This window comes from Spiroplasma endosymbiont of Clivina fossor (genome assembly GCF_964031115.1).
Classification (GTDB): domain Bacteria; phylum Bacillota_I; class Bacilli_A; order Mycoplasmatales; family Nriv7; genus Nriv7.
The window spans coordinates 1325247-1346474 of the sequence record NZ_OZ035006.1; the positions used below are offsets into that span (position 1 = coordinate 1325247).

Below are 21228 nucleotides of genomic sequence, written 5' to 3' on the forward strand. Positions count from 1 at the left end.
AAGACACAGTTAATTTAATTGTACAGTCCCTTTTATTTATCTATTAACCTGAACTTACATACAACGAACACGGATTATCACGAACAATCTTTTTCATTATTTGATAAAGCGCTTCCATATCATGATTTATAAAAAGACTTGTAAGATTTTTAGCACTAGTTTTTGTTTTTTTAACAATTTCTAATTCATTTAATACTTTTTGATTAATAATTTCATTATCTTTCAAAGCAAAATTAATACTACCATCCTCAATATAAAAATCAATAATATTTTTCAATCGCCCTAAGCAAGCAATAATATCTTGCCCAATTCGTAATAACTGATAATGCTTCTTATAACTATTAGCCTGTTCACAAACTTGATTAGCAATTTCCTTTTCTGTTGTACTACTAAAAATATCATTTAAAACCAAAAAATCCATTTTTCTTTTTTTTCGTAAAGCAACTAAAAATTCAAGCAAAATTTGTTGCTTTTTTTCACTTAATATTTTTCATAAATTACTATCAATTGAAGTTTGTTCATCGATACGATGACAGTGATATACCGTATTAATTAATTTATATTTATAAAATCCCATTTCACAACTAACAACTTTATAATTTTCATTATGAAATTTATCTTTTAAAATATATTTATGAACTAAAATCCAATCACACTTTTTTAACTTTTTAATAATATTAAAAGTAAACTCATTTAAAGCAATAGTTAAATAAGATTCATCATTAATTTTATGTTCTGAAATATAAAGTCATTTAATTTTATGCAAAGTTTGTTTATCTATTGTCTTAACAAAAGGCTTAACAACTTGATCAATAGAAACATTGGTTTTAACTAAAATTAAAAAACTATCAATACTATTTTTATCCATTAGTTTGAGAAACCCCTCTTTATAAAAATTCCCCTTTTTCTTTAAACATCTTGTTTATAAAAATTAACTGCTGTTTTTAAAGCTAACATCATCATCTTATCAAATGATTGTTCGCGTTCTTCACTCGTAGTAGCCTCTTTTGTTACTAACGAATCAGATACAGTTAAAATACATCCTGCTTGCTTATTTAACACTTTTGCATTAGCAAATAACGCAAAAGTTTCCATTTCTACAGCAATAGTTTGTTTTTCACTTAAAAATCTTTTATATTCTTCAAAATTTTTACGATAAAAAACATCAGAACAATGTACCCTTCCAGATATGATGTTAATATTTTTATCACTTGCTGTTTTTTTAATTAATTCATAAATATTAGAATTGGCTTCAATAATATCACCATTTGTTGCACCAACAATTTTAGCATAATTATTTTCACCATACACCGAACTTACATTAATAACATCATATAGTTTTAACTTTTCGTCATATGCACCTGCACTTCCAATTCTAATAATTACATCAACATCATAAAATTTAAATAATTCATATGAGTAAATGCCAATTGAAGGACAACCCATACCACTACCAGCAATAGTTATTCTTTTCCCTTCATATATTCCTGTATACATTAACATATTACGAACACTATTTACTAATTGCACATCTTGTAAATAATTTGTTGCAATATATTTTGCTCTAATTGGATCTCCCGGCATTAAAACTATTGGGGCAATGTCCTCTTTTTTAGCACTAATATGTGGCGTCATTCTTTTACTCCTCTTTATATTTTAATATCATTATTATACCATTTTTTAATATTAATAATTACTCATCAAAAACTAACAACTATCCACTGAATAATTTATTCCTAAAGCATTTGGCGCACCCGTAATTTTTTTATTATAAATAAACCGAAAAATTAATAATGATACTAATGGTGACAAGTAAATTAATGATTTTAACAATTGGGGATTAATATGTTTAGTAATATCAGGAACAGCAGCAGCTTCATATGTTAACTGAATTACATATCCTAAAATAAATGAACTTAATATAATAAACCATCCATTTCAACGGGCCAGAATCATAATTGCAATAGCAATAAAACCATAGCCTCCTGCTGTGGGCATAAAAATATTTTGGGTTATCACATATAATGAACCACTTAATCCCGCTAAAGCTCCTGAAATTGTAATCGCAACAAATTTATAACAAATAACATTAATCCCCACAGATTCACTAGCTCAAGGATTTTCGCCAACTGATTTTAAACGCAAACCAAACTTACTAAAAACTAATAAGCAAATAATAGCAATTACAATAATTAAAATAATAAACGGATAAAAAATTAAACTATCTATTTTTCAAGGAATATATTGAATATTACTTGAAATATTAGCACGATTATTTAATAATGTTGCTCCCATCGCAGCAATAGCAGAGCCAGCAACATTAACAACTGTCCCAGAAATAATATGATTAATTTTAAATTTTAATACCATTAGTGAATGAAGCAACGATATTATCATTCCAAAAAGAATGCCAACAATAATTGCTATTACTGCCAAATGATGATTATTTAAATTATTAACATCATAATGACGATAAGTAACTAATGAATAACCAAAACCAGCAAACACCATTTGCCCTTCCAAACCAATATTAATTACACCTGCTCGCTCAGAAATTAAAGCAGCAATAGCAGTAATCACAAAAATACTAATTAAAGGTAGTCCACTTATTAAAGAAGTTCCAAAAACTGAATTAAGCATCTTTCTTTACCTCCTTCGTTATTTCTTCAATTAAAGTCTTCTTACTAATAAATTGCGATGCATTTCTTAATTGTGATTTTGTCAGTTTTTGCAATTGTGATTTATAATATCATCTTTGAAACAATGAAAGCTTAGATTTATTAATTATTTTATTTAAGTCTAAGATCTTTTTTTCTTTTGCTTCATAACTGTTTTCATATACATCAATTACTAATGTCATATTATTATTATGCAATTTTAAAATTAGTTTTTGTTTAATTAAAATAATTTTTTTTGTTAAACCGATAATTTTATTTTCTTTACTATTCAACTTTTTAATTTTTATTTTGTCTTCTTTAAAAAAATGCTTTGCAAAATTAATTTTTTGTTCTGATATTTCTTCATATTCTTTTCAATATTCAATAATATTCATTTCTTTATTAACATTAATTAATAACTTTTGCGATAAAAATAATGCATGATTTCTCATAAAAATAAGTTTTAATCAATTTCTAGTATGAGCTTCAAAATATTCATAATAAATATCAATTTTATTTAAAAGATAATAAATTTCAAGTTGAATAAAATCTTTAAATCGTAAAAACTTTAAATACCACCTATTAATTCCATGATAACTATACGGTAATCTCAGTTGTCTTCTAGCCATTAATTGTAAATATCACTTTGTTATTTTTGATTTTGGTTTAACTAAAAAATATGTTCCTAAAGCAATTGATAATAAGGAAATAGCAATAATCGTCTCAACAATTTCTTTATTACCTAACATAACAACTTTTTGAGCATACACAGCACTAACAAATAATGCTGAAAAAATAATACCAATAAAACTATTATTTGCTAATAACGCCACAGTAATACCATCAAAACCAATATTTAATGGAATAGATTGTACGGGTAAAAACCGTACCATACCATAGTAATAAACAAAACCAGCAATTCCAGCAACACACGAAGAAATTAACATTGTATAAATTACAATTTTATTATACTTAACGCCAGCATACTTTGTAGCCAAAGGATTACTACCACTAATTTTAATTTTATATCCTAAACTAGTAAATTTAAAAATAAATCAAAAACCAGCAATTAAAATTATTGTAATAAAAATCCCTATATTAAAAGGCGAAGTAACAATTTCCTTTAAATTTAAATTTATTAATAAGTGACTAGGAAAACCAATTGATGCGCCATTAGTTTCAAGAGCAGGCCCACTTTCTAAAACAAATTGATAAAAATATAAGGCCACTCAATTTAGCATTATCGTTGCAACAACTTCATGAATATTAGCATAAACTTTTAATACTGCCGTAAGTAATCCTAGTGCCATTGCTGATAATATACAAATTATAAAGACAAAGAAAGGATTTAAAGCATCAGCATCACCTCAACTCAAAGCAATATAAGACATCACTCCAGCAAACATCATTTGTCCTGAAACACCAATATTAAATATTCCACCTCTAAATCCAATTGCAACAGCAATTCCTACTAAACCATAAACAGAAAAATATCCTAAAAAATCTAAAAATGCATTTTTACTACGAAAATTACCTCATAGTAAATCACCAATTTTATATGTTGCTAATGGATCATTACTAATTAATAAAAGGAATAATCCAATAACAAAAGCTACTATAATTGATAATATGGGAAAAAATATTTTTTTATATTTACTCATCTTTAAAATTCACCCCCGCCATCATTAAACCTAATTTCTCTTTAGTAACATTATTCGCTTTAACTTCGCCCATATTTTTACCATTATTAATAGTAATAATCCGATCAGATAAATTTATTACTTCATCTAATTCATATGAAATTAAAAGCACAGCATTACCTTGATCTCTTTGTTTTAATAATGATTCATAAATATATTCAATAGCACCGACATCTAATCCTCGTGTTGGTTGTTCAGCAATAATTAACTTCGGACCTTCTGATAATTCTCGGCCAATAATTACTTTTTGTTGATTACCACCAGATAACTCTTTAGCCGTATTTTGAACACTTCTAGCACCACGAACATCAAAGTTATTAATTATTTCTTGCGTTTTCTCTTTAATTTTAGCAAGATTTAATAACCCATAATTAGTATATTTACGATTAAATTGATCACGCAACGAAATATTTTCTCATAAACTCATATCTAAAACTAAACCTTGCTTTTGACGATCAGCAGGAATATGATGAATTCCTAAATTATATGTATCTTTAGTATCTAATCGTAATAAATTATACTCTCATGGTATTTTCTGACCAACTTTAATATTACTATCTTTTAATATTGCTTCTTTTTCTTTAATTTGTTTTAACTTATTAGTAACCTTATTAACAACATCTAATTCATCAAATAATATTACTTCACCACTAACAGGATTTAAATGACGACAAATAATATTAACAATATCTTCTTGACCATTGCCTTCAATCCCAGCAATACCCAAAATTTCACCATGATTAATTGTTAAACTAAAATTTTTTAATATATTAACCTTAGTTTTACTTAAAGTATTAATATTTTTAAAAACCAATAACTTTTCCCCTAATTTAACAGGTTTTTTCTTTAAAGAAAAACTTATTTTTCTTCCGACCATTTTCTCAGCTAATTTATTAACTGATGTTTTTTTAACATTAACCGTATCAATATACTCACCTTGTCTAATTATTGTACAACGATCAGCAATTGCTTTAATTTCATTTAATTTATGAGTAATAATAAGAATCGCTTTACCTTGCGATTTAAATTCTAAAAGCATTTTCATCAAATCATCTATTTCCTGAGGTGTTAAAACTGCTGTCGGTTCATCCAAAATTAATATTTTGGCATCACGATATAACACTTTTAAAATTTCTACTTTTTGTTGGTCATAAATAGAAATATTATTAACTTTTTCTTTTAAATTAATTTTAAAATTAATTTTCTCACAAATTTGTTCAATTCTTTTATTAGCTTCACGAGAATTTAATCAAAATCTTGTTTGTCATTTTCTTTTCATCCGATGTAAAAAACTACGATAAAAATTCATTCTTTTTTTAAGTTGATTAATTTTACTACAGATAATTGTTTCCGTATCAGCATTATTTTCAACACGATTATTATATTTATTTTTTAAAGCAATAATAATATCAGTTAATTTATATTCCAATTTTTCTAATTTATACGCCATCGTTTTATTAAATAAATTAAATTTTTCAAGAAGTTCTTGATATTTATGTTCTAAATCTTTAACTTGCTGAGCATTAAGTTTCTTATTTTGTTCTTTATGATGTCAATCATTAATTTTTTTTATTTTTTTTGCAACTTTAAAATCTATTTTTTTAGCTTTATGGAAAATTTTTGCTTCACATTTATGTTTCTTGTAATTAAAAAAATCACCTTTAATTTTTGCAATTTTTGCTAATTCAATTTTATCAATATAACTTATATAAATGGAAAAGAAATAATTTAATTGATTAATTTTTTCTTTATCTTTTAACTCATAACCAAGAATAATATTATCTAAAACCGAAAAATTATTAATTAATTGAAAATGTTGATGTACCATCCCAATACCTAAATCAGTAGCAATATTAGGTGAAGTAATTTGCATCACTTCACCATCAATTTTAATAACTCCAGAAGTTGGTTGATGCAAACCAAAAAGTGTTTTCATCAAAGTAGACTTACCAGCACCATTTTCACCTAAAATCGCATGAATTTCACCATACTTAAGATCTAAATTAATATTTTTGTTAGCAACAATACCATTAGAATAAATCTTTGAAACTTTAATTAATTCCACAGCTTTTTTGTTCTTTATTTCACTATGCATTTAATATATCCTACCTTACCACTTTACTTTGCTTCTTCACAAACACTTTCATTAGCAATATCTCCTAGCATATTTGTTCCATTACATTTCCTCAAATCTTCAACACTAATAGCCAATGCTTTTTTTAAAGCAACTAATTTATCATTACCAACTCTTTCCCTATAAAAATTGTCAAAATCTTTACCATTCATTGGTACTAAAGAAACCTGCTTAGTTTCTTCTCAAATAAATGACTTAGTTCCCGGAGTTGAATATTCATTTTCATAATCAATAGCATTATTATTTTTAATACGATAATTAATCGCATCCAATACAGTTTTAACAGCAAAAGACACATCTTTTAAAGCTGATGACTTAATTAAATGTTTATATCCTGCCAAATTCTTATCATTCGCTTGGTCAACATCAACACCAACAAATCAAGTATTAGCATTAGCTGCTGCTATTTGTTTTAAAATTGTATTTCCTTCAGGAACAGAAATATTAAAAATAACACCAACATTATTGTTAATAGCATTATTAGTATTAGTTTGAGCAGCCTTAATAGCATCATTTGTTCCAAAACCACCATTAAAAGTTCCGGCAAATCACTCAAATCGTAACTTGTCACCCTTAGCATCAATATCATTAGCTAAAATATTATCACTAAACCATCGTAAACCTTTATTAAAACCAATCATATAGTTTTTAATCGCCGGAATATTTAATCCTCCAATACCAGTCATTTTCACAGTGATGTTATCACCATTTTTAATAACGGATAATCCCATATTATCTTTATCAACTTTAAACCGCTGTAAAATTTGTCCCGCCACATCAACTGCCGCCGCAAACCCTGGTTTTGATTCATCAACTGAAATTTCATAATATTTATCAACCGCTTTAGTATTTAATGATTTAATCATTTCATAAACAGTAAGATCAACCGTTAGAAAATATGTGTTATTGTATACATCAAAAAAATTAGGTTGAAGAACAGTTTTAACATATGTAAACCCCGGAAGCACGACAGCTACTAGATAACCATCATCAATAGTTTTTGTAATTGCAGGAGTAATCATATTTGGATCATCTTGTGTATCAGGGTATAAGACATCTAATGCTTCATTTAAATTAGAATCCACTTTTAACATTCCTTCTCAAGCTGCTTGATTAAAACCACCATCTTGAGCCTTTAAAGGATTATTAGCAATCATTTTAAAGGATGACGACATACTATTATAACGACTACTACAACTAGTAATAAAGACAACTGGCAAAACCATTGTCAATAATCAACGCAGTCCTTTAATCCTTCCTAAATTATTTATCACTTGTTTTTCCTCTCATTTCTATATTTCTTATCTTAAACTCCTTTTTTCATTTTACTTTCTTTATAAAAATTTAGCAAGATTTATTTAAATTATTGAAAATTAATTCAACTTAATAATAAAAAACTTATTAATTATTTCAAATAAAATTAGTTAAATCATAACTATCAACCCGATTAACAATTTTAATTAAATCATCAGCAGTTTTTACTGGATCATAAATTAATCATTGTTCTTAATTTAGGATTGCGATAAATTAATTTAACAAATGGCTCCATATTATCACCCTCACTAATTTTTAAATGACTAGTCATTTCATCATTTTTAATACTAAAATATATTAAAACTTTAGAAATAAGACCTCATGATATATGACTAGCATCAGCCTCTAGTCTACTCTAATAGTTGGCTGTTTTACCCCAACCATTTTTGCCAATTGGGTTTGTGTTAAACCATTTCTTAAACGCATTTTTTTAATTAAAGTTTCCATTAATTTATTATTATCTCCCTTCTTTTAAGCAACATTATAATGTCATAACTTTCTAAATATGAAAATCTATTCTTTTATTGCATATACCCTTGACATATTTTAAAAAATCAAAAAAACAGCTAGATTATTAGCTGCTACAAAAAATTAAGTTTAATAATTATTTAAAATTAATTTGATAATTGTTTCAATGATTTAATACTGTTTTTTCATGAAATAAATCATCTTTATCTTTAATTTGGATTTTTAATCTTTCAATTTCATTCCAAATAATATTTTGCAAATTTTCAGGATAATTTCAATTTATCTTGTTACGACTAAACTCTTTTAAATCCAATATTTTTGTATATCCATCAGGAAATACTTTAATATCAATATCATAATCAATAAATTTTATTGCCTTGCCATCATAAGTAAAAGGACTAGCAATATTACAATAATAATGAATCCCATTATCTTTTAACATTGAAATAATATTATATCATCGGTTCTTAGAAAAAAACCAAATAGCTGGTTCATGAGTTTTCCACTTACGCCCATTAACCTCAGTAACAATAACGGCTTCATTTACTAAAATTAAATAATTTTTAGTTTCCTCTAAAACAATAGCGTGATCCCAAGAACGATATATTTCACCATTATGTTTATAAGCATGAATTAAAACTTTTTGACCTTTTATAAGTGTGTTTTTCATCTATTACACCTCCAAAGTCGTTCTTATAATTAATACAAAAGTACAATGTAATTATAACATAAAAAATAACCTAATTAATACAAGGTCATTAATGAGGTCGCGTTTAGTTTTCTATGTAAGAAACCACAGACTTATGACAAACACAAGAGGGTTTTTTAAAAGGGGTCGAATTTATTTTTTTTATTTAAAATTTTTATAAATAATTAAAATTCTATTTTAATTTTGTCGAAAACTCTTGATATTTATTGAATATACTTAATTTTAGGTATATTTTTAATATGATAGAGGGGGATAATAATTATGGAAAAAATAATTCAAGAACTAGTAAATACTTTAACAGATGATCAATTTTTAGAATTTTATGAAAAAGTCAAACAACAAGCAGAATTAATAAAAAAACAAAAACGTTTAAATGAAATTGATCAAAAATTTAGAGCGCAAGGTATTAAATGCCCTAAATGTGAATCTTACCATTGCGTTAAAAATGGACATAATTCAGAAGGAAAACAGGGCGCATAAAGTTTTGTTAGGTAGGTAAAGATTTGAATAAGTATTAAGACAGTCAGCAATGATTGTCTTTTTATTTTATAAGGTGTTAAAATTTGTTCTTTGAAAATTAAATACAAGTGAGTTAATAATGTTGGTATGTATTAAAACACGATAAATTGTGGGTGGTCGTCATAACCAAAAGAAGTTTACCAGTTAATAGATAACATCCTATTAGCTATAGCAATTTGTTTCGTTTTGCAATAAAAAAATGAATGGGTGGATTTCCTAAAAATATACACGCTATTAAATTAGTTCCAAGGGCAGGATGCGGATGTTAAAGTGTAGAAATTTCTAATATAGGGGTATGGCTAAGTTTAAAATTATTTAAATCTTTATCTAATAAAAAAAACAAAATTTACTAACAAAGCTTGTTAAACACTTAAATCTGCGATATATAAGTGTTTAAAAAACTAAGTTAACTAACTTAGTTAATATAACTTAGTTTATAACAAATAAGAAAGGTAATTTATTATGAAAAACATTGAAAACATTTTCTTAAATACTAAGAAATATCTTTTAAAAGAAACACAAAACGCAATGCTTATTAAAGCACCAAAAATTCCATGATTTAATGAACAAATCGGCATTTGGTTTCCAAAGCGATTTGTTTATAAAGGAAAATATGAAAATTCGATTTGTATCGGAATAATAAAAGATAGTAAATATCAAATAATTTTTTTAATTTTGTCGAAAACTCTTGATAAAATAAAAAAAAATCATCAACTTGATAATTTTAAAAGGCTTTTATGTAAAATTACTATTTTTACTTTAACTTTTTTATACATTAGACTTCTTGCAAAATTAATATGATAATTATAATTTTTAAATTTAAAATAAATATAAAAGTGTTATTAAAATAATTTTTAGATTATTTTTACAAATATTTTGTCATTAAAACATAATAAAAATTATTATTTACAATAAAAAAAGACTGAAATTTTAAATTATCAAATATATTTAAACTAATAGTTGTAAATTATAAATTGAAGCTATTAAATTAAATCTTAAAGCAAATCTTTTTCTACGATTTCGATATTTTTCACTAATAATTTTAAATTTTTTAAGTATAGCAAAAACATTTTCAATAACAATTCTCATTTTTGAAATTCGCTCATTATTTTGCTTTTCTTCTTTATTTAAAGGGTTTTTCTTTGATTTTCTTTTAGGAATTAAAACATTATGATTAATTTTTTGTATGCCTTGATAACCTAAATCCACTAAAACAGTTGTTTCTGGTAAAAATTTAATTTTTGAATCTTTTAAAATTTTAAAGTCATGGTTTTTACCATAAGAAAAATCAGAACTAATAATTTTTTTACTATCTTTTTCAATTATAACTTGTGTTTTTATTGTGTGTTTTTTCTTTTTTCCTGAGTAGTGCTGTTTTTGTCTTTTTTTGGGCGTTGGATTTGGCTTTCAGTTACATCAATTATAACAGTCTTATCTTTGAAATAATCTTTTAATAGTTTTAATTTTGTCGAAAACTCTTGATAAAATAAAAAAAATCATCAACTTGATAATTTTAAAAGGCTTTTATGTAAAATTACTATTTTTACTTTAACTTTTTTATACATTAAAATATAATACCGCTGTTTGTTGGTTTGGAGTTAAACCCTTATGTTGGTATTTTCATTTTCAGAGATTTAAATAATTTTGAATATTAGTAAAACCTAAACCATGATAATGAATTAAGGCTTCTTTAAGACTAGATTGTAATTTACTGATTTTATTTAAGTTACGATAACTAGCTTCAGGATTAATTGTTGTTTTAGTTACACATAAAGTAGAATTTGTTTGTTTTGCTACTAAAAAATATAATTTTTGCATATCAGAAGTAATAATTGAATTTTCGTTAATTAATTCTTTGTTCATATTTTCAATAACTCATTGTTTTTGTAAACGTTTGGTGTTTGTGGATTTAACATAAATATTGTTATTATTATCAATTGCCATTTGAATACAGCATTTAGTATTAGTTGCGAATGGGTCAAGGTGAATTCTTCGTGGATCAGTTTTATATTTGAAATTTCCTTTATGGATTTCTTTAATAAATGTTTCATCGATTTGGATTTTACCAGATAATTTTTTAAATTTTAATTGGGTATTTTCTAATTGTTTTGATTTCATTAATTTTTGACGATTATATCAAGCAGTTTTTAATGTAGTTTTAATAAAACGAGAAATTGTTTTACTAGATTGCCCCAGCAATGAAATTTGAATCAATAAATTTCATTGTTCATAATTTAAATGACTTCAATAAATAAAATGATTACGAAAAGCGTCAAAACTTGCACGGCAATTTTTACATAAATATTTTTGTTTTCCTTCTGAATTATGTCCATTTTTAACGCAATGGTAAGATTCACATTTAGGGCATTTAATACCTTGCGCTCTAAATTTTTGATCAATTTCATTTAAACGTTTTTGTTTTTTTATTAATTCTGCTTGTTGTTTGACTTTTTCATAAAATTCTAAAAATTGATCATCTGTTAAAGTATTTACTAGTTCTTGAATTATTTTTTCCATAATTATTATCCCCCTCTATCATATTAAAAATATACCTAAAATTAAGTATATTCAATAAATATCAAGAGTTTTCGACAAAATTAAAATTTAATAGTGATTTTTGACCAGTAAGTTGTTGAAAATTAGGGTGTTTTATTAAAGTGTCTTCAATTCATTTGATATTTCTATAACAACTACTTTCACTAATATCATAACTTTTTGCAATATGAAAATAAGTTCTATATTCTCTTCAATATTCTAAAGTCATTAAAATACGATTTTCTAATGATAATTTATTGGTTCTTCCGCGACGAAATCTCTTTTTTAATTCTTCTATTTTTAAAATTTCTAGCATTTTATTAAAAGTAGTATGTTTAATACCAGTTAATCTTAAAAAATTTTTATCACTTATTTGATTATTTTTTTTAAATTTCATTTAAATTCCACCTTTTTATTAAAAACAACAATTCAATTATATTTTAAATTAATTTTGCAAGAAGTCTATTAAAATATAATACCGCTGTTTGTTGGTTTGGAGTTAAACCCTTATGTTGGTATTTTCATTTTCAGAGATTTAAATAATTTTGAATATTTGTAAAACCTAAACCATGATAATGAATTAAGGCTTCTTTACGACTAGATTGTAATTTACTGATTTTATTTAAGTTACGATAACTAGCTTCAGGATTAATTGTTGTTTTAGTTACACATAAAGTAGAATTTGTTTGTTTTGCTACTAAAAAATATAATTTTTGCATATCAGAAGTAATAATTGAATTTTCGTTAATTAATTCTTTGTTCATATTTTCAATAACTCATTGTTTTTGTAAACGTTTGGTGTTTGTGGATTTAACATAAATATTGTTATTATTATCAATTGCCATTTGAATACAGCATTTCGTATTAGTTGCGAATGGGTTCAAGGTGAATTCTTCGTGAATCAGTTTTATATTTGAAATTTCCTTTATGGATTTCTTTAATAAATGTTTCATCGATTTGGATTTTACCAGATAATTTTTTAAATTTTAATTGGGTATTTTCTAATTGTTTTGATTTCATTAATTTTTGACGATTATATCAAGCAGTTTTTAATGTAGTTTTAATAAAACGAGAAATTGTTTTACTAGATTGCCCCAGCAATGAAATTTGAATCAATAAATTTCATTGTTCATAATTTAAATGACTTCAATAAATAAAATGATTACGAAAAGCGTCAAAACTTGCACGGCAATTTTTACATAAATATTTTTGTTTTCCTTCTGAATTATGTCCATTTTTAACGCAATGGTAAGATTCACATTTAGGGCATTTAATACCTTGCGCTCTAAATTTTTGATCAATTTCATTTAAACGTTTTTGTTTTTTTATTAATTCTGCTTGTTGTTTGACTTTTTCATAAAATTCTAAAAATTGATCATCTGTTAAAGTATTTACTAGTTCTTGAATTATTTTTTCCATAATTATTATCCACCTCTATCATATTAAAAATATACCTAAAATTAAGTATATTCAATAAATATCAAGAGTTTTCGACAAAATTAAAAAATTATTCTCTGCTTAGGTGCATAATCAATGTGTTATAATAAGAGCAATATTTTAAAATAAAATTATATTAAATTAGAGGAGAAAAAAATAGTTATGGCAACAATAAAAGTTTTTGCATTAGGGGGACTTGATGAACGCGGAAAAAATATGTATGTGGTGGAAGTTAACCATGATATATTTATTTTTGATGCTGGTAGTAAAATCCCTGAACGAGAAGCATTAGGAATTGATACTGTTATTCCCGATTTTTCTTATTTAAAAGAAAATGTTAATCGGATTAAAGGATTATTTATTTCTAAACCATCAGAGGAATGTTTTGGAGCAATAACATATCTTTTAAAGGATATTAAAATTTCTATTTATGCTAGTAAATTAACAATCTTTTTAATTAAACAAAAACTGTACAAGTTTAAGGTATGACATAGTGAAAATGAATTAATTGAAATTAAAGAAAAGGATATGTTATCTTTTGGTGATAATGAAATTGAAGTTTTTAATACGACAACTTGTATTCCAGGAAGTTTTGGTTTTGCTTTAAAGACTGTTGATGGCACTATTGTTTATACGGGTGATTATATTTTTGATAGTGAAGAACGCAGTAATTTTGCTACAGATATGGCACACTTAGCAAAAATTGCTAGTAATAAAATTTTATTATTGATGAGTGATTCTGGTTATGCTAGTCGTAATGATTATACGGCACCTAATCATAAATGTAAGAAGTTAGTGGAATCAACTTTTAAGGCAGCCAAGTCTAAAATTATTATTGCTTGTCATGAACAGGATTTATATAAAATAAGTGAAATTTTGGAGTTGGTTAGTGAAACTAATCGTGATGCCATCGTTATGGGGGGCACATTAAAATCAATTTTAGAAGAATTTAAGTCAGGAACTTATTTACAATTTAATAAAATTAAGTTTAGAAATTTAACTAGTGATGCTATTAATGATAATTCAGTAATTTTTGTTACAGGTAGTGGTGAGCGACTTTATACAAGATTATATAAAATTATTAGTGGCGATGATGAGCATTTAGAAATAGAAAAGTCAGATACTGTGATTTTAGCAACGCCACCGATTCCTGGTTATGAATTAAAACATGCGAGAATATTGGATGAATTGGCAAGAACTGATGCTCGTTTTATGGCGTTATCCGATAAAAAAGTATGAGATATGAATGCTTCATATGAAGATATTAAGATGATGATTGGAATTATGAAACCAAAATTTTTTATGCCAATTAAAGGATTACATAAAAATTTTGTTAGTGCGCAAAATAGTGCTCAAGAAGCAGGAATTCTAATTAATAATATTTTAATTAAGGATAGTGGTCAAATTTTAGAGTTTATTAATGGTAAATTGGGACCATCACCAGTTTCTTTAAAATGTAATAATATTTATGTTGATGGTCTCGGGGTTGGCGATATTGGTGCTGTTGTTTTAAATGAAAGAAAGCAATTAGCTCGTGATGGAGTTTTAATTAGTGGAATTACATTAAATCGTCGTAGTAAAGAGATTGTTTCTTTAGTTGATGTGCAAATGCGTGGGGTTGTTTTTATTCAAGATGATGAGGAATTAACTAATAAAATGCAAGCTAAAGTTCGTACCATTGTTGAAGAACATCAAAAAAAATCAGAGTTTGATGGTACAACAGTTAAAAATCAAATCCGTAGTGAGTTGCAAGAGTTATGTCGTCAAGAAACAGGTAAAAATCCGATGGTTTTAGCAATAATTAATGAGATAAATTAACTATTACTTAAAAAATATGAGGAGATAAAAGGATGGATAGCGATAAAATAAGTAGTGATTTTGTCGAGTTTGAAAATAATCCTCGCAATGCTACAAAATATGAACAAGAACAACAAGCGAAATCCAAAATTATTCAGTTAAAGAAGAAAATTCGGCGTAGTGATAAAATTGGTGGGAAAATATGAGCTTTGTTCATTATTTTTGCTAGTATTTTGGCGCTTGCTCGTTTAACGGTTATTGGTCAATTTTTAGATGATGTTTTTTTCAATTTTCTTTTTGGATGATTTAAATACATTAGACTTCTTGCAAAATTAATATGATAATTATAATTTTTAAATTTAAAATAAATATAAAAGTGTTATTAAAATAATTTTTAGATTATTTTTACAAATATTTTGTCATTAAAACATAATAAAAATTATTATTTACAATAAAAAAAGACTGAAATTTTAAATTATCAAATATATTTAAACTAATAGTTGTAAATTATAAATTGAAGCTATTAAATTAAATCTTAAAGCAAATCTTTTTCTACGATTTCGATATTTTTCACTAATAATTTTAAATTTTTTAAGTATAGCAAAAACATTTTCAATAACAATTCTCATTTTTGAAATTCGCTCATTATTTTGCTTTTCTTCTTTATTTAAAGGGTTTTTCTTTGATTTTCTTTTAGGAATTAAAACATTATGATTAATTTTTTGTATGCCTTGATAACCTAAATCCACTAAAACAGTTGTTTCTGGTAAAAATTTAATTTTTGAATCTTTTAAAATTTTAAAGTCATGGTTTTTACCATAAGAAAAATCAGAACTAATAATTTTTTTACTATCTTTTTCAATTATAACTTGTGTTTTTATTGTGTGTTTTTTCTTTTTTCCTGAGTAGTGCTGTTTTTGTCTTTTTTTGGGCGTTGGATTTGGCTTTCAGTTACATCAATTATAACAGTCTTATCTTTGAAATAATCTTTTAATAGTGATTTTTGACCAGTAAGTTGTTGAAAATTAGGGTGTTTTATTAAAGTGTCTTCAATTCATTTGATATTTCTATAACAACTACTTTCACTAATATCATAACTTTTTGCAATATGAAAATAAGTTCTATATTCTCTTCAATATTCTAAAGTCATTAAAATACGATTTTCTAATGATAATTTATTGGTTCTTCCGCGACGAAATCTCTTTTTTAATTCTTCTATTTTTAAAATTTCTAGCATTTTATTAAAAGTAGTATGTTTAATACCAGTTAATCTTAAAAAATTTTTATCACTTATTTGATTATTTTTTTTAAATTTCATTTAAATTCCACCTTTTTATTAAAAACAACAATTCAATTATATTTTAAATTAATTTTGCAAGAAGTCTATTGAAAAAATAAAACAATAAAGGAATTAAAATAATGAAAATTTTAAACATAATAACTCTTTCAGGGCTAACGGTATCGCCAATAGTTAGCTGTTCTAAAAAAGCGAATGAATTAGTAGAACAAAAGAATAAAGTTTTTGATTTTAAAATCAAAAATTTAGAAAAAGTAGAATTTTGAATTTCAAATACAAAAATTGTACGAGTTCAAATATATAAAAAAGATAATAGCAATTTAAATGAAAAATTACCAGAATTAAAAAATTTAAACAACTTTACTTTTCTATTTACACAAAAATTTCAAAATAATCAAGATAAACAAGAAAAAATTAGAAAATCAATAACTACACACAGAACAAAAATAGAAAATGAAGATGATAAATGAGTAATTAATAAAAAAATAACAATCAAAGCACAAGGCACAGAGTTAAATGTTTGAACCAATAATAATCTTACAAAAGATTACTTTTTAGAAAATATAAATGATTTTGAAATTGAAATTGAAAATTCGTAATAACTAAATTTAAACACTGCTAAAATCACTACCTAAAGAAAGGTAATTTTCGGGACTGTACAATTAACTGTGTCTCTAAGTAATTAACTTAAATTCACTCTGTCCTCAAATTTTATCATTAAATGTGAAATTGCACTACCCCAATTTTGAATTGGCATCGTTCATTTCTTAACCATATTTTGAAATGCTAAATAAAATATTTTAAAAACTGATGCGTCATTAGGAAAAATCTTTTTATTCTTAATGACTTTTCTTAATTGACTATTAACAGATTCAATCGCATTAGTTGTGTAAATAATTCTTCTAAATTCCTGAGGATATTCAAGAAAAATTATTAAATTATTTCAGTTATTTTTTCATGATTTAGTAATTTGTGGATACTTTTTATTTCATTTTTCTGAAAAATGATCTAAAGCAATTAACGCTATTTCTTCATTAATTGCTGTATAAATTGATTTTAAATCATTAGCTACAAGTTTGCGATCTTTGTAAGGAACAAATTTTAAACTATTGCGAATTTGATGAACAATGCATAATTGATGCTGTGTTTTTGGGAAAACAGCTTCTATTGCATCAGACATCCCAGTTAAATTATCACTACAAGCAACAAGAATATCTTGTAACCCACGATTTTTCATTTCCGTAAGATTATTAAGTCAAAATTTGGCTCCCTCATTCTCACTAATTCACATTCCTAAAATATCTTTTAAACCATCTAAATTAATTCCTAAGGCAAGATAAACTGCTTTATTTATTATTCGTTTATCTTGCTTTACTTTAACAACAATACAATCAAAATAAACAATCGGATAAATCTTCTCTAAAGGTTTAGTTTGTCACATTTTAACTTCTTCAATAACATCATCAGTTATTTGACTAATTAAACTTTCTGAAATTTCTGCTCCGTGATAGAATTCTTGCAATTGTGCTTTGATATCAGAAATTGTCATTCCTCTTGCATATAAAGAAATTACTTTTTGATCAAAGTTATCAAATCTTCTTTGTCTTTTTGGAATAATTACTGGTTCAAAAGTACTATTTCGATCTCTTGGTACATCAATTGCGATTGAACCATTTTTAGTAATAATGGTTTTTTGTGTGTTGCCATTTCTTTTATTATGATTCTCATCAGTTTCAAGATAATCTTTAATTTCCGTATTTAACATTCGTTCAGTTAATTTTTTGGTAAATTCCTGAAAAATAGTATTGCCTTTAAATAAATCTTGTGGATTATCAATATTTTCTAAAAAATAATCAACAACTTTATCAATTGCGTCAGGTTCTTTTTTTATTTTTTTTGTCATTTTCTGCTCTCCTTCTTTTAAGTATAATTCAGAATGAATTATCGAGACACAGAATTTTGGACAGGCTCTAATTTTCTATAATGACAAGACCATTCAACTGAGCAACTTTTTATTTTTTCTATTTTGACAAAATAAAAACCAGTAATTTTAATTAATTACTGGTTTAAATATTTTTCTTATTTTTACAAGAAATCAAAAAATTAAACTTTTTATACTTGTTGTTAAATTGATTGCTCCTAAAATTAATAATAATTTTTTTCATATTATGTTTATCTATTTTTTAAATATATATATGGTCCCTTAGAAGTTGCAAAATAAATTTTATTAGTTATTTTATCAATAAAACTATTTCAAATATCAATGCCTTCTAATGTGTCAATTTTTTTAACTGTTGGTGTTAAAGATTTTATTTTATTTTTTGACAATAAATAAATGTTACTATAATTAATAAAATAAACATTGTTTTTATTATCAATTAATATATTTCTAGGAGCCTGTCCAAAATTCTGTGTCTCGATAATTCATTCTGAATTATACTTAAAAGAAGGAGAGCAGAAAATGACAAAAAAAATAAAAAAAGAACCTGACGCAATTGATAAAGTTGTTGATTATTTTTTAGAAAATATTGATAATCCACAAGATTTATTTAAAGGCAATACTATTTTTCAGGAATTTACCAAAAAATTAACTGAACGAATGTTAAATACGGAAATTAAAGATTATCTTGAAACTGATGAGAATCATAATAAAAGAAATGGCAACACACAAAAAACCATTATTACTAAAAATGGTTCAATCGCAATTGATGTACCAAGAGATCGAAATAGTACTTTTGAACCAGTAATTATTCCGAAAAGACAAAGAAGATTTGATAACTTTGATCAAAAAGTAATTTCTTTATATGCAAGAGGAATGACAATTTCTGATATCAAAGCACAATTGCAAGAATTCTATCACGGAGCAGAAATTTCAGAAAGTTTAATTAGTCAAATAACTGATGATGTTATTGAAGAAGTTAAAATGTGACAAACTAAACCTTTAGAGAAGATTTATTCGATTGTTTATTTTGATTGTATTGTTGTTAAAGTAAAGCAAGATAAACGAATAATAAATAAAGCAGTTTATCTTGCCTTAGGAATTAATTTAGATGGTTTAAAAGATATTTTAGGAATGTGAATTAGTGAGAATGAGGGAGCCAAATTTTGACTTAATAATCTTACGGAAATGAAAAATCGTGGGTTACAAGATATTCTTGTTGCTTGTAGTGATAATTTAACTGGGATGTCTGATGCAATAGAAGCTGTTTTCCCAAAAACACAGCATCAATTATGCATTGTTCATCAAATTCGCAATAGTTTAAAATTTGTTCCTTACAAAGATCGCAAACTTGTAGCTAATGATTTAAAATCAATTTATACAGCAATTAATGAAGAAATAGCGTTAATTGCTTTAGATCATTTTTCTGAAAAATGAAATAAAAAGTATCCACAAATTACTAAATCATGAAAAAATAACTGAAATAATTTAATAATTTTTCTTGAATATCCTCAGGAATTTAGAAGAATTATTTACACAACTAATGCGATTGAATCTGTTAATAGTCAATTAAGAAAAGTCATTAAGAATAAAAAGATTTTTCCTAATGACGCATCAGTTTTTAAAATATTTTATTTAGCATTTCAAAATATGGTTAAGAAATGAACGATGCCAATTCAAAATTGGGGTAGTGCAATTTCACATTTAATGATAAAATTTGAAGACAGAGTGAATTTAAGTTAATTACTTAGAGACACAGTTAATTGTACAGTCCCATTTCTAGTGCCTTGTATTCTATATATTTTTGTAAATTCTGTATTACTTTTTAATAAGTAAGTAAAATAATCTGTACCAAAGTACATATTATCATTGTTATCAACAACTATTGCATTAATATCTCGTCTATCTATTTGTGTAAATTTTTGAACTTCATTTGCTCCTTGTTTTAAAACATATACTCCATTATTATTACCACCATTTTGATATATTCCAAAATAAATATCACCTTTTTTATTAATAGCTAGAGTATTAACATCATCAGAATTTGTAAAAATTTGTTTAAAATTTATTTGCTCAGGCACGGTTGTTCCATTTTTCAATACATAAATATGACCACTACTTGTTCCAAAATAAATATCATTATTGTTTATTATAATTGAGGTAACACGCTTCTCATTTATACCATTTATTTTGGTTGCGGTTGTTTCGTCTTCTTTTAAAATATAAACATTACCATCAAAATTATAAAGTAAACCAGTTGCAATATATATATTATCATTATTATCAACAACTATTGAATTAATATTTGTATTTGGTATTCCCATAATTTTAGTTTCTGTTGTTTCGCCTTGCTTTAAAACATAAATATTATAATTAACATCATTACTGTCACTTTTACTAAAATAAATATTTCCTTTACTACCAACGGCAATATTTCTAATATCAGATTCTATATTGGTGAATTTTTCAATATAAGAATTATTACACATATTTCTTTGTACTCTATTTAAATTTTCTAAATTATTTGTTTGTGAATAATTAATTTTACTTTTAATTTCTGAAGCCGAAGCGTTTCCAACAATGCCTGATATTTCGCTTCCCGCTATGGTTATTGTCCCTAATAATCCTAAGAGTTTTTTCATATTAATTAAATCCCTTTCGTGAATTTTTACTAATTAATAAAATTTACTTAACAATTAACATCCTTTCTCCAAATCTTAGT

At 25.2% G+C, this 21228-nt stretch carries 24 protein-coding genes and 1 pseudogene; 6 read left to right on the top strand and 19 right to left on the bottom strand.

What is annotated here, in order from left to right; translation table 4 throughout:
• Positions 1-43 precede the first annotated feature (43 nt).
• The 9 genes and pseudogenes from AAHM82_RS07885 to AAHM82_RS07920 all read right to left on the bottom strand — a co-directional run bounded on the left by AAHM82_RS07885 (position 44) and on the right by AAHM82_RS07920 (position 8943).
• Complete coding sequence (locus AAHM82_RS07885) at positions 44-868, bottom strand: hypothetical protein (protein ID WP_342263551.1); 825 nt, start codon at positions 866-868, stop codon at positions 44-46.
• 41 nt (positions 869-909) lie between these two features.
• A complete protein-coding gene (gene deoD / locus AAHM82_RS07890) occupies positions 910-1635 on the bottom strand; it encodes a purine-nucleoside phosphorylase (RefSeq protein ID WP_342263552.1) in 726 nt (241 codons plus the stop codon).
• 72 nt (positions 1636-1707) lie between these two features.
• Complete coding sequence (locus AAHM82_RS07895) at positions 1708-2640, bottom strand: ABC transporter permease (RefSeq protein WP_342263553.1); 933 nt, start codon at positions 2638-2640, stop codon at positions 1708-1710.
• Positions 2633-4318, bottom strand: a complete 1686-nt coding sequence (locus AAHM82_RS07900) for an ABC transporter permease (protein ID WP_342263554.1) — start codon at positions 4316-4318, stop codon at positions 2633-2635. Before AAHM82_RS07900 ends, AAHM82_RS07895 begins: the two co-directional genes overlap by 8 nt.
• A complete protein-coding gene (locus tag AAHM82_RS07905; RefSeq protein WP_425289020.1) occupies positions 4311-5807 on the bottom strand; it encodes an ABC transporter ATP-binding protein in 1497 nt (498 codons plus the stop codon). Before AAHM82_RS07905 ends, AAHM82_RS07900 begins: the two co-directional genes overlap by 8 nt.
• 294 nt (positions 5808-6101) lie before the next feature.
• Positions 6102-6452, bottom strand: a pseudogene (locus tag AAHM82_RS14135) (ATP-binding cassette domain-containing protein); the annotation flags it as partial.
• A 23-nt stretch (positions 6453-6475) separates the two neighbouring features.
• Positions 6476-7765, bottom strand: a complete 1290-nt coding sequence (locus tag AAHM82_RS07910; RefSeq protein WP_342263556.1) for a hypothetical protein — start codon at positions 7763-7765, stop codon at positions 6476-6478.
• A gap of 385 nt (positions 7766-8150) precedes the next feature.
• A complete protein-coding gene (locus AAHM82_RS07915) occupies positions 8151-8252 on the bottom strand; it encodes a helix-turn-helix transcriptional regulator (RefSeq protein WP_342263557.1) in 102 nt (33 codons plus the stop codon).
• Between the two features lie 157 nt (positions 8253-8409).
• The gene (locus AAHM82_RS07920; protein WP_342263558.1) at positions 8410-8943 is read right to left on the bottom strand and encodes a DUF402 domain-containing protein; all 534 of its coding nucleotides are present in this window, start codon (positions 8941-8943) and stop codon (positions 8410-8412) included.
• Positions 8944-9243: 300 nt separating this feature from the next.
• On the opposite strand from AAHM82_RS07920, the gene AAHM82_RS07925 reads away from it, so the two are divergent.
• Positions 9244-9462, top strand: coding sequence for a hypothetical protein (locus tag AAHM82_RS07925; protein WP_342263559.1), 219 nt, complete (start codon positions 9244-9246; stop codon positions 9460-9462).
• Positions 9463-9963: 501 nt separating this feature from the next.
• Positions 9964-10305, top strand: coding sequence for a hypothetical protein (locus AAHM82_RS07930; protein ID WP_342263560.1), 342 nt, complete (start codon positions 9964-9966; stop codon positions 10303-10305).
• A gap of 144 nt (positions 10306-10449) precedes the next feature.
• On the opposite strand, the gene AAHM82_RS07935 is transcribed toward AAHM82_RS07930, so the two are convergent.
• The 6 genes from AAHM82_RS07935 to AAHM82_RS07960 are packed head-to-tail and all read right to left on the bottom strand — an operon-like array spanning position 10450 to position 13455.
• Positions 10450-10842: a transposase family protein gene (locus AAHM82_RS07935; protein ID WP_342264845.1), complete on the bottom strand. Its 393-nt coding sequence runs from the start codon at positions 10840-10842 to the stop codon at positions 10450-10452.
• Positions 10839-11066, bottom strand: coding sequence for a hypothetical protein (locus AAHM82_RS07940; RefSeq protein ID WP_342263561.1), 228 nt, complete (start codon positions 11064-11066; stop codon positions 10839-10841). The genes AAHM82_RS07935 and AAHM82_RS07940 overlap by 4 nt, the downstream gene beginning before the upstream one ends.
• Positions 11059-11985, bottom strand: a complete 927-nt coding sequence (locus AAHM82_RS07945) for an IS1/IS1595 family N-terminal zinc-binding domain-containing protein (protein WP_342264859.1) — start codon at positions 11983-11985, stop codon at positions 11059-11061. Before AAHM82_RS07945 ends, AAHM82_RS07940 begins: the two co-directional genes overlap by 8 nt.
• The gene (locus AAHM82_RS07950; RefSeq protein WP_342263562.1) at positions 11885-12433 is read right to left on the bottom strand and encodes a transposase family protein; all 549 of its coding nucleotides are present in this window, start codon (positions 12431-12433) and stop codon (positions 11885-11887) included. Before AAHM82_RS07950 ends, AAHM82_RS07945 begins: the two co-directional genes overlap by 101 nt.
• Before the next feature lie 43 nt (positions 12434-12476).
• Positions 12477-12920 (bottom strand): hypothetical protein, encoded by a 444-nt coding sequence (locus AAHM82_RS07955; RefSeq protein WP_342263563.1) that lies wholly within the window; start codon positions 12918-12920, stop codon positions 12477-12479.
• A complete protein-coding gene (locus tag AAHM82_RS07960) occupies positions 12901-13455 on the bottom strand; it encodes an IS1/IS1595 family N-terminal zinc-binding domain-containing protein (protein WP_342263564.1) in 555 nt (184 codons plus the stop codon). Before AAHM82_RS07960 ends, AAHM82_RS07955 begins: the two co-directional genes overlap by 20 nt.
• 180 nt (positions 13456-13635) lie before the next feature.
• Between AAHM82_RS07960 and AAHM82_RS07965 the strand changes: the two genes are divergently transcribed.
• Positions 13636-15291, top strand: coding sequence for a ribonuclease J (locus AAHM82_RS07965; RefSeq protein WP_342263565.1), 1656 nt, complete (start codon positions 13636-13638; stop codon positions 15289-15291).
• A gap of 32 nt (positions 15292-15323) precedes the next feature.
• Entirely contained in the window at positions 15324-15614 is a 291-nt protein-coding gene (locus tag AAHM82_RS07970) for a hypothetical protein (protein ID WP_342263566.1), read from the top strand.
• 144 nt (positions 15615-15758) lie between these two features.
• On the opposite strand, the gene AAHM82_RS14140 is transcribed toward AAHM82_RS07970, so the two are convergent.
• Together AAHM82_RS14140 and AAHM82_RS14145 are read right to left on the bottom strand one after the other, a co-directional pair.
• Positions 15759-16151 carry a transposase family protein gene (locus tag AAHM82_RS14140; RefSeq protein WP_342264845.1) on the bottom strand — a complete coding sequence of 131 codons (393 nt, stop codon included), beginning with the start codon at positions 16149-16151 and terminating at the stop codon, positions 15759-15761.
• Positions 16148-16588 carry a transposase family protein gene (locus AAHM82_RS14145; RefSeq protein ID WP_342263396.1) on the bottom strand — a complete coding sequence of 147 codons (441 nt, stop codon included), beginning with the start codon at positions 16586-16588 and terminating at the stop codon, positions 16148-16150. The genes AAHM82_RS14140 and AAHM82_RS14145 overlap by 4 nt, the downstream gene beginning before the upstream one ends.
• 101 nt (positions 16589-16689) lie before the next feature.
• Here AAHM82_RS14145 and AAHM82_RS07980 point away from each other — a divergent pair, with 101 nt between their 5' ends.
• The gene (locus tag AAHM82_RS07980) at positions 16690-17166 is read left to right on the top strand and encodes a hypothetical protein (RefSeq protein WP_342263567.1); all 477 of its coding nucleotides are present in this window, start codon (positions 16690-16692) and stop codon (positions 17164-17166) included.
• Positions 17167-17249: 83 nt separating this feature from the next.
• Here AAHM82_RS07980 and AAHM82_RS07985 read toward each other — a convergent pair whose 3' ends face one another.
• Positions 17250-18470 carry an IS256 family transposase gene (locus tag AAHM82_RS07985; protein WP_342263365.1) on the bottom strand — a complete coding sequence of 407 codons (1221 nt, stop codon included), beginning with the start codon at positions 18468-18470 and terminating at the stop codon, positions 17250-17252.
• A gap of 558 nt (positions 18471-19028) precedes the next feature.
• Here AAHM82_RS07985 and AAHM82_RS07990 point away from each other — a divergent pair.
• On the top strand, positions 19029-20249 hold the full coding sequence (locus AAHM82_RS07990; RefSeq protein ID WP_342263568.1) for an IS256 family transposase: 1221 nt from the start codon (positions 19029-19031) through the stop codon (positions 20247-20249).
• Here AAHM82_RS07990 and AAHM82_RS07995 read toward each other — a convergent pair.
• Entirely contained in the window at positions 20246-21148 is a 903-nt protein-coding gene (locus AAHM82_RS07995) for a two-component regulator propeller domain-containing protein (protein WP_342263569.1), read from the bottom strand. The genes AAHM82_RS07990 and AAHM82_RS07995 overlap by 4 nt on opposite strands.
• Positions 21149-21228: the final 80 nt, after the last annotated feature.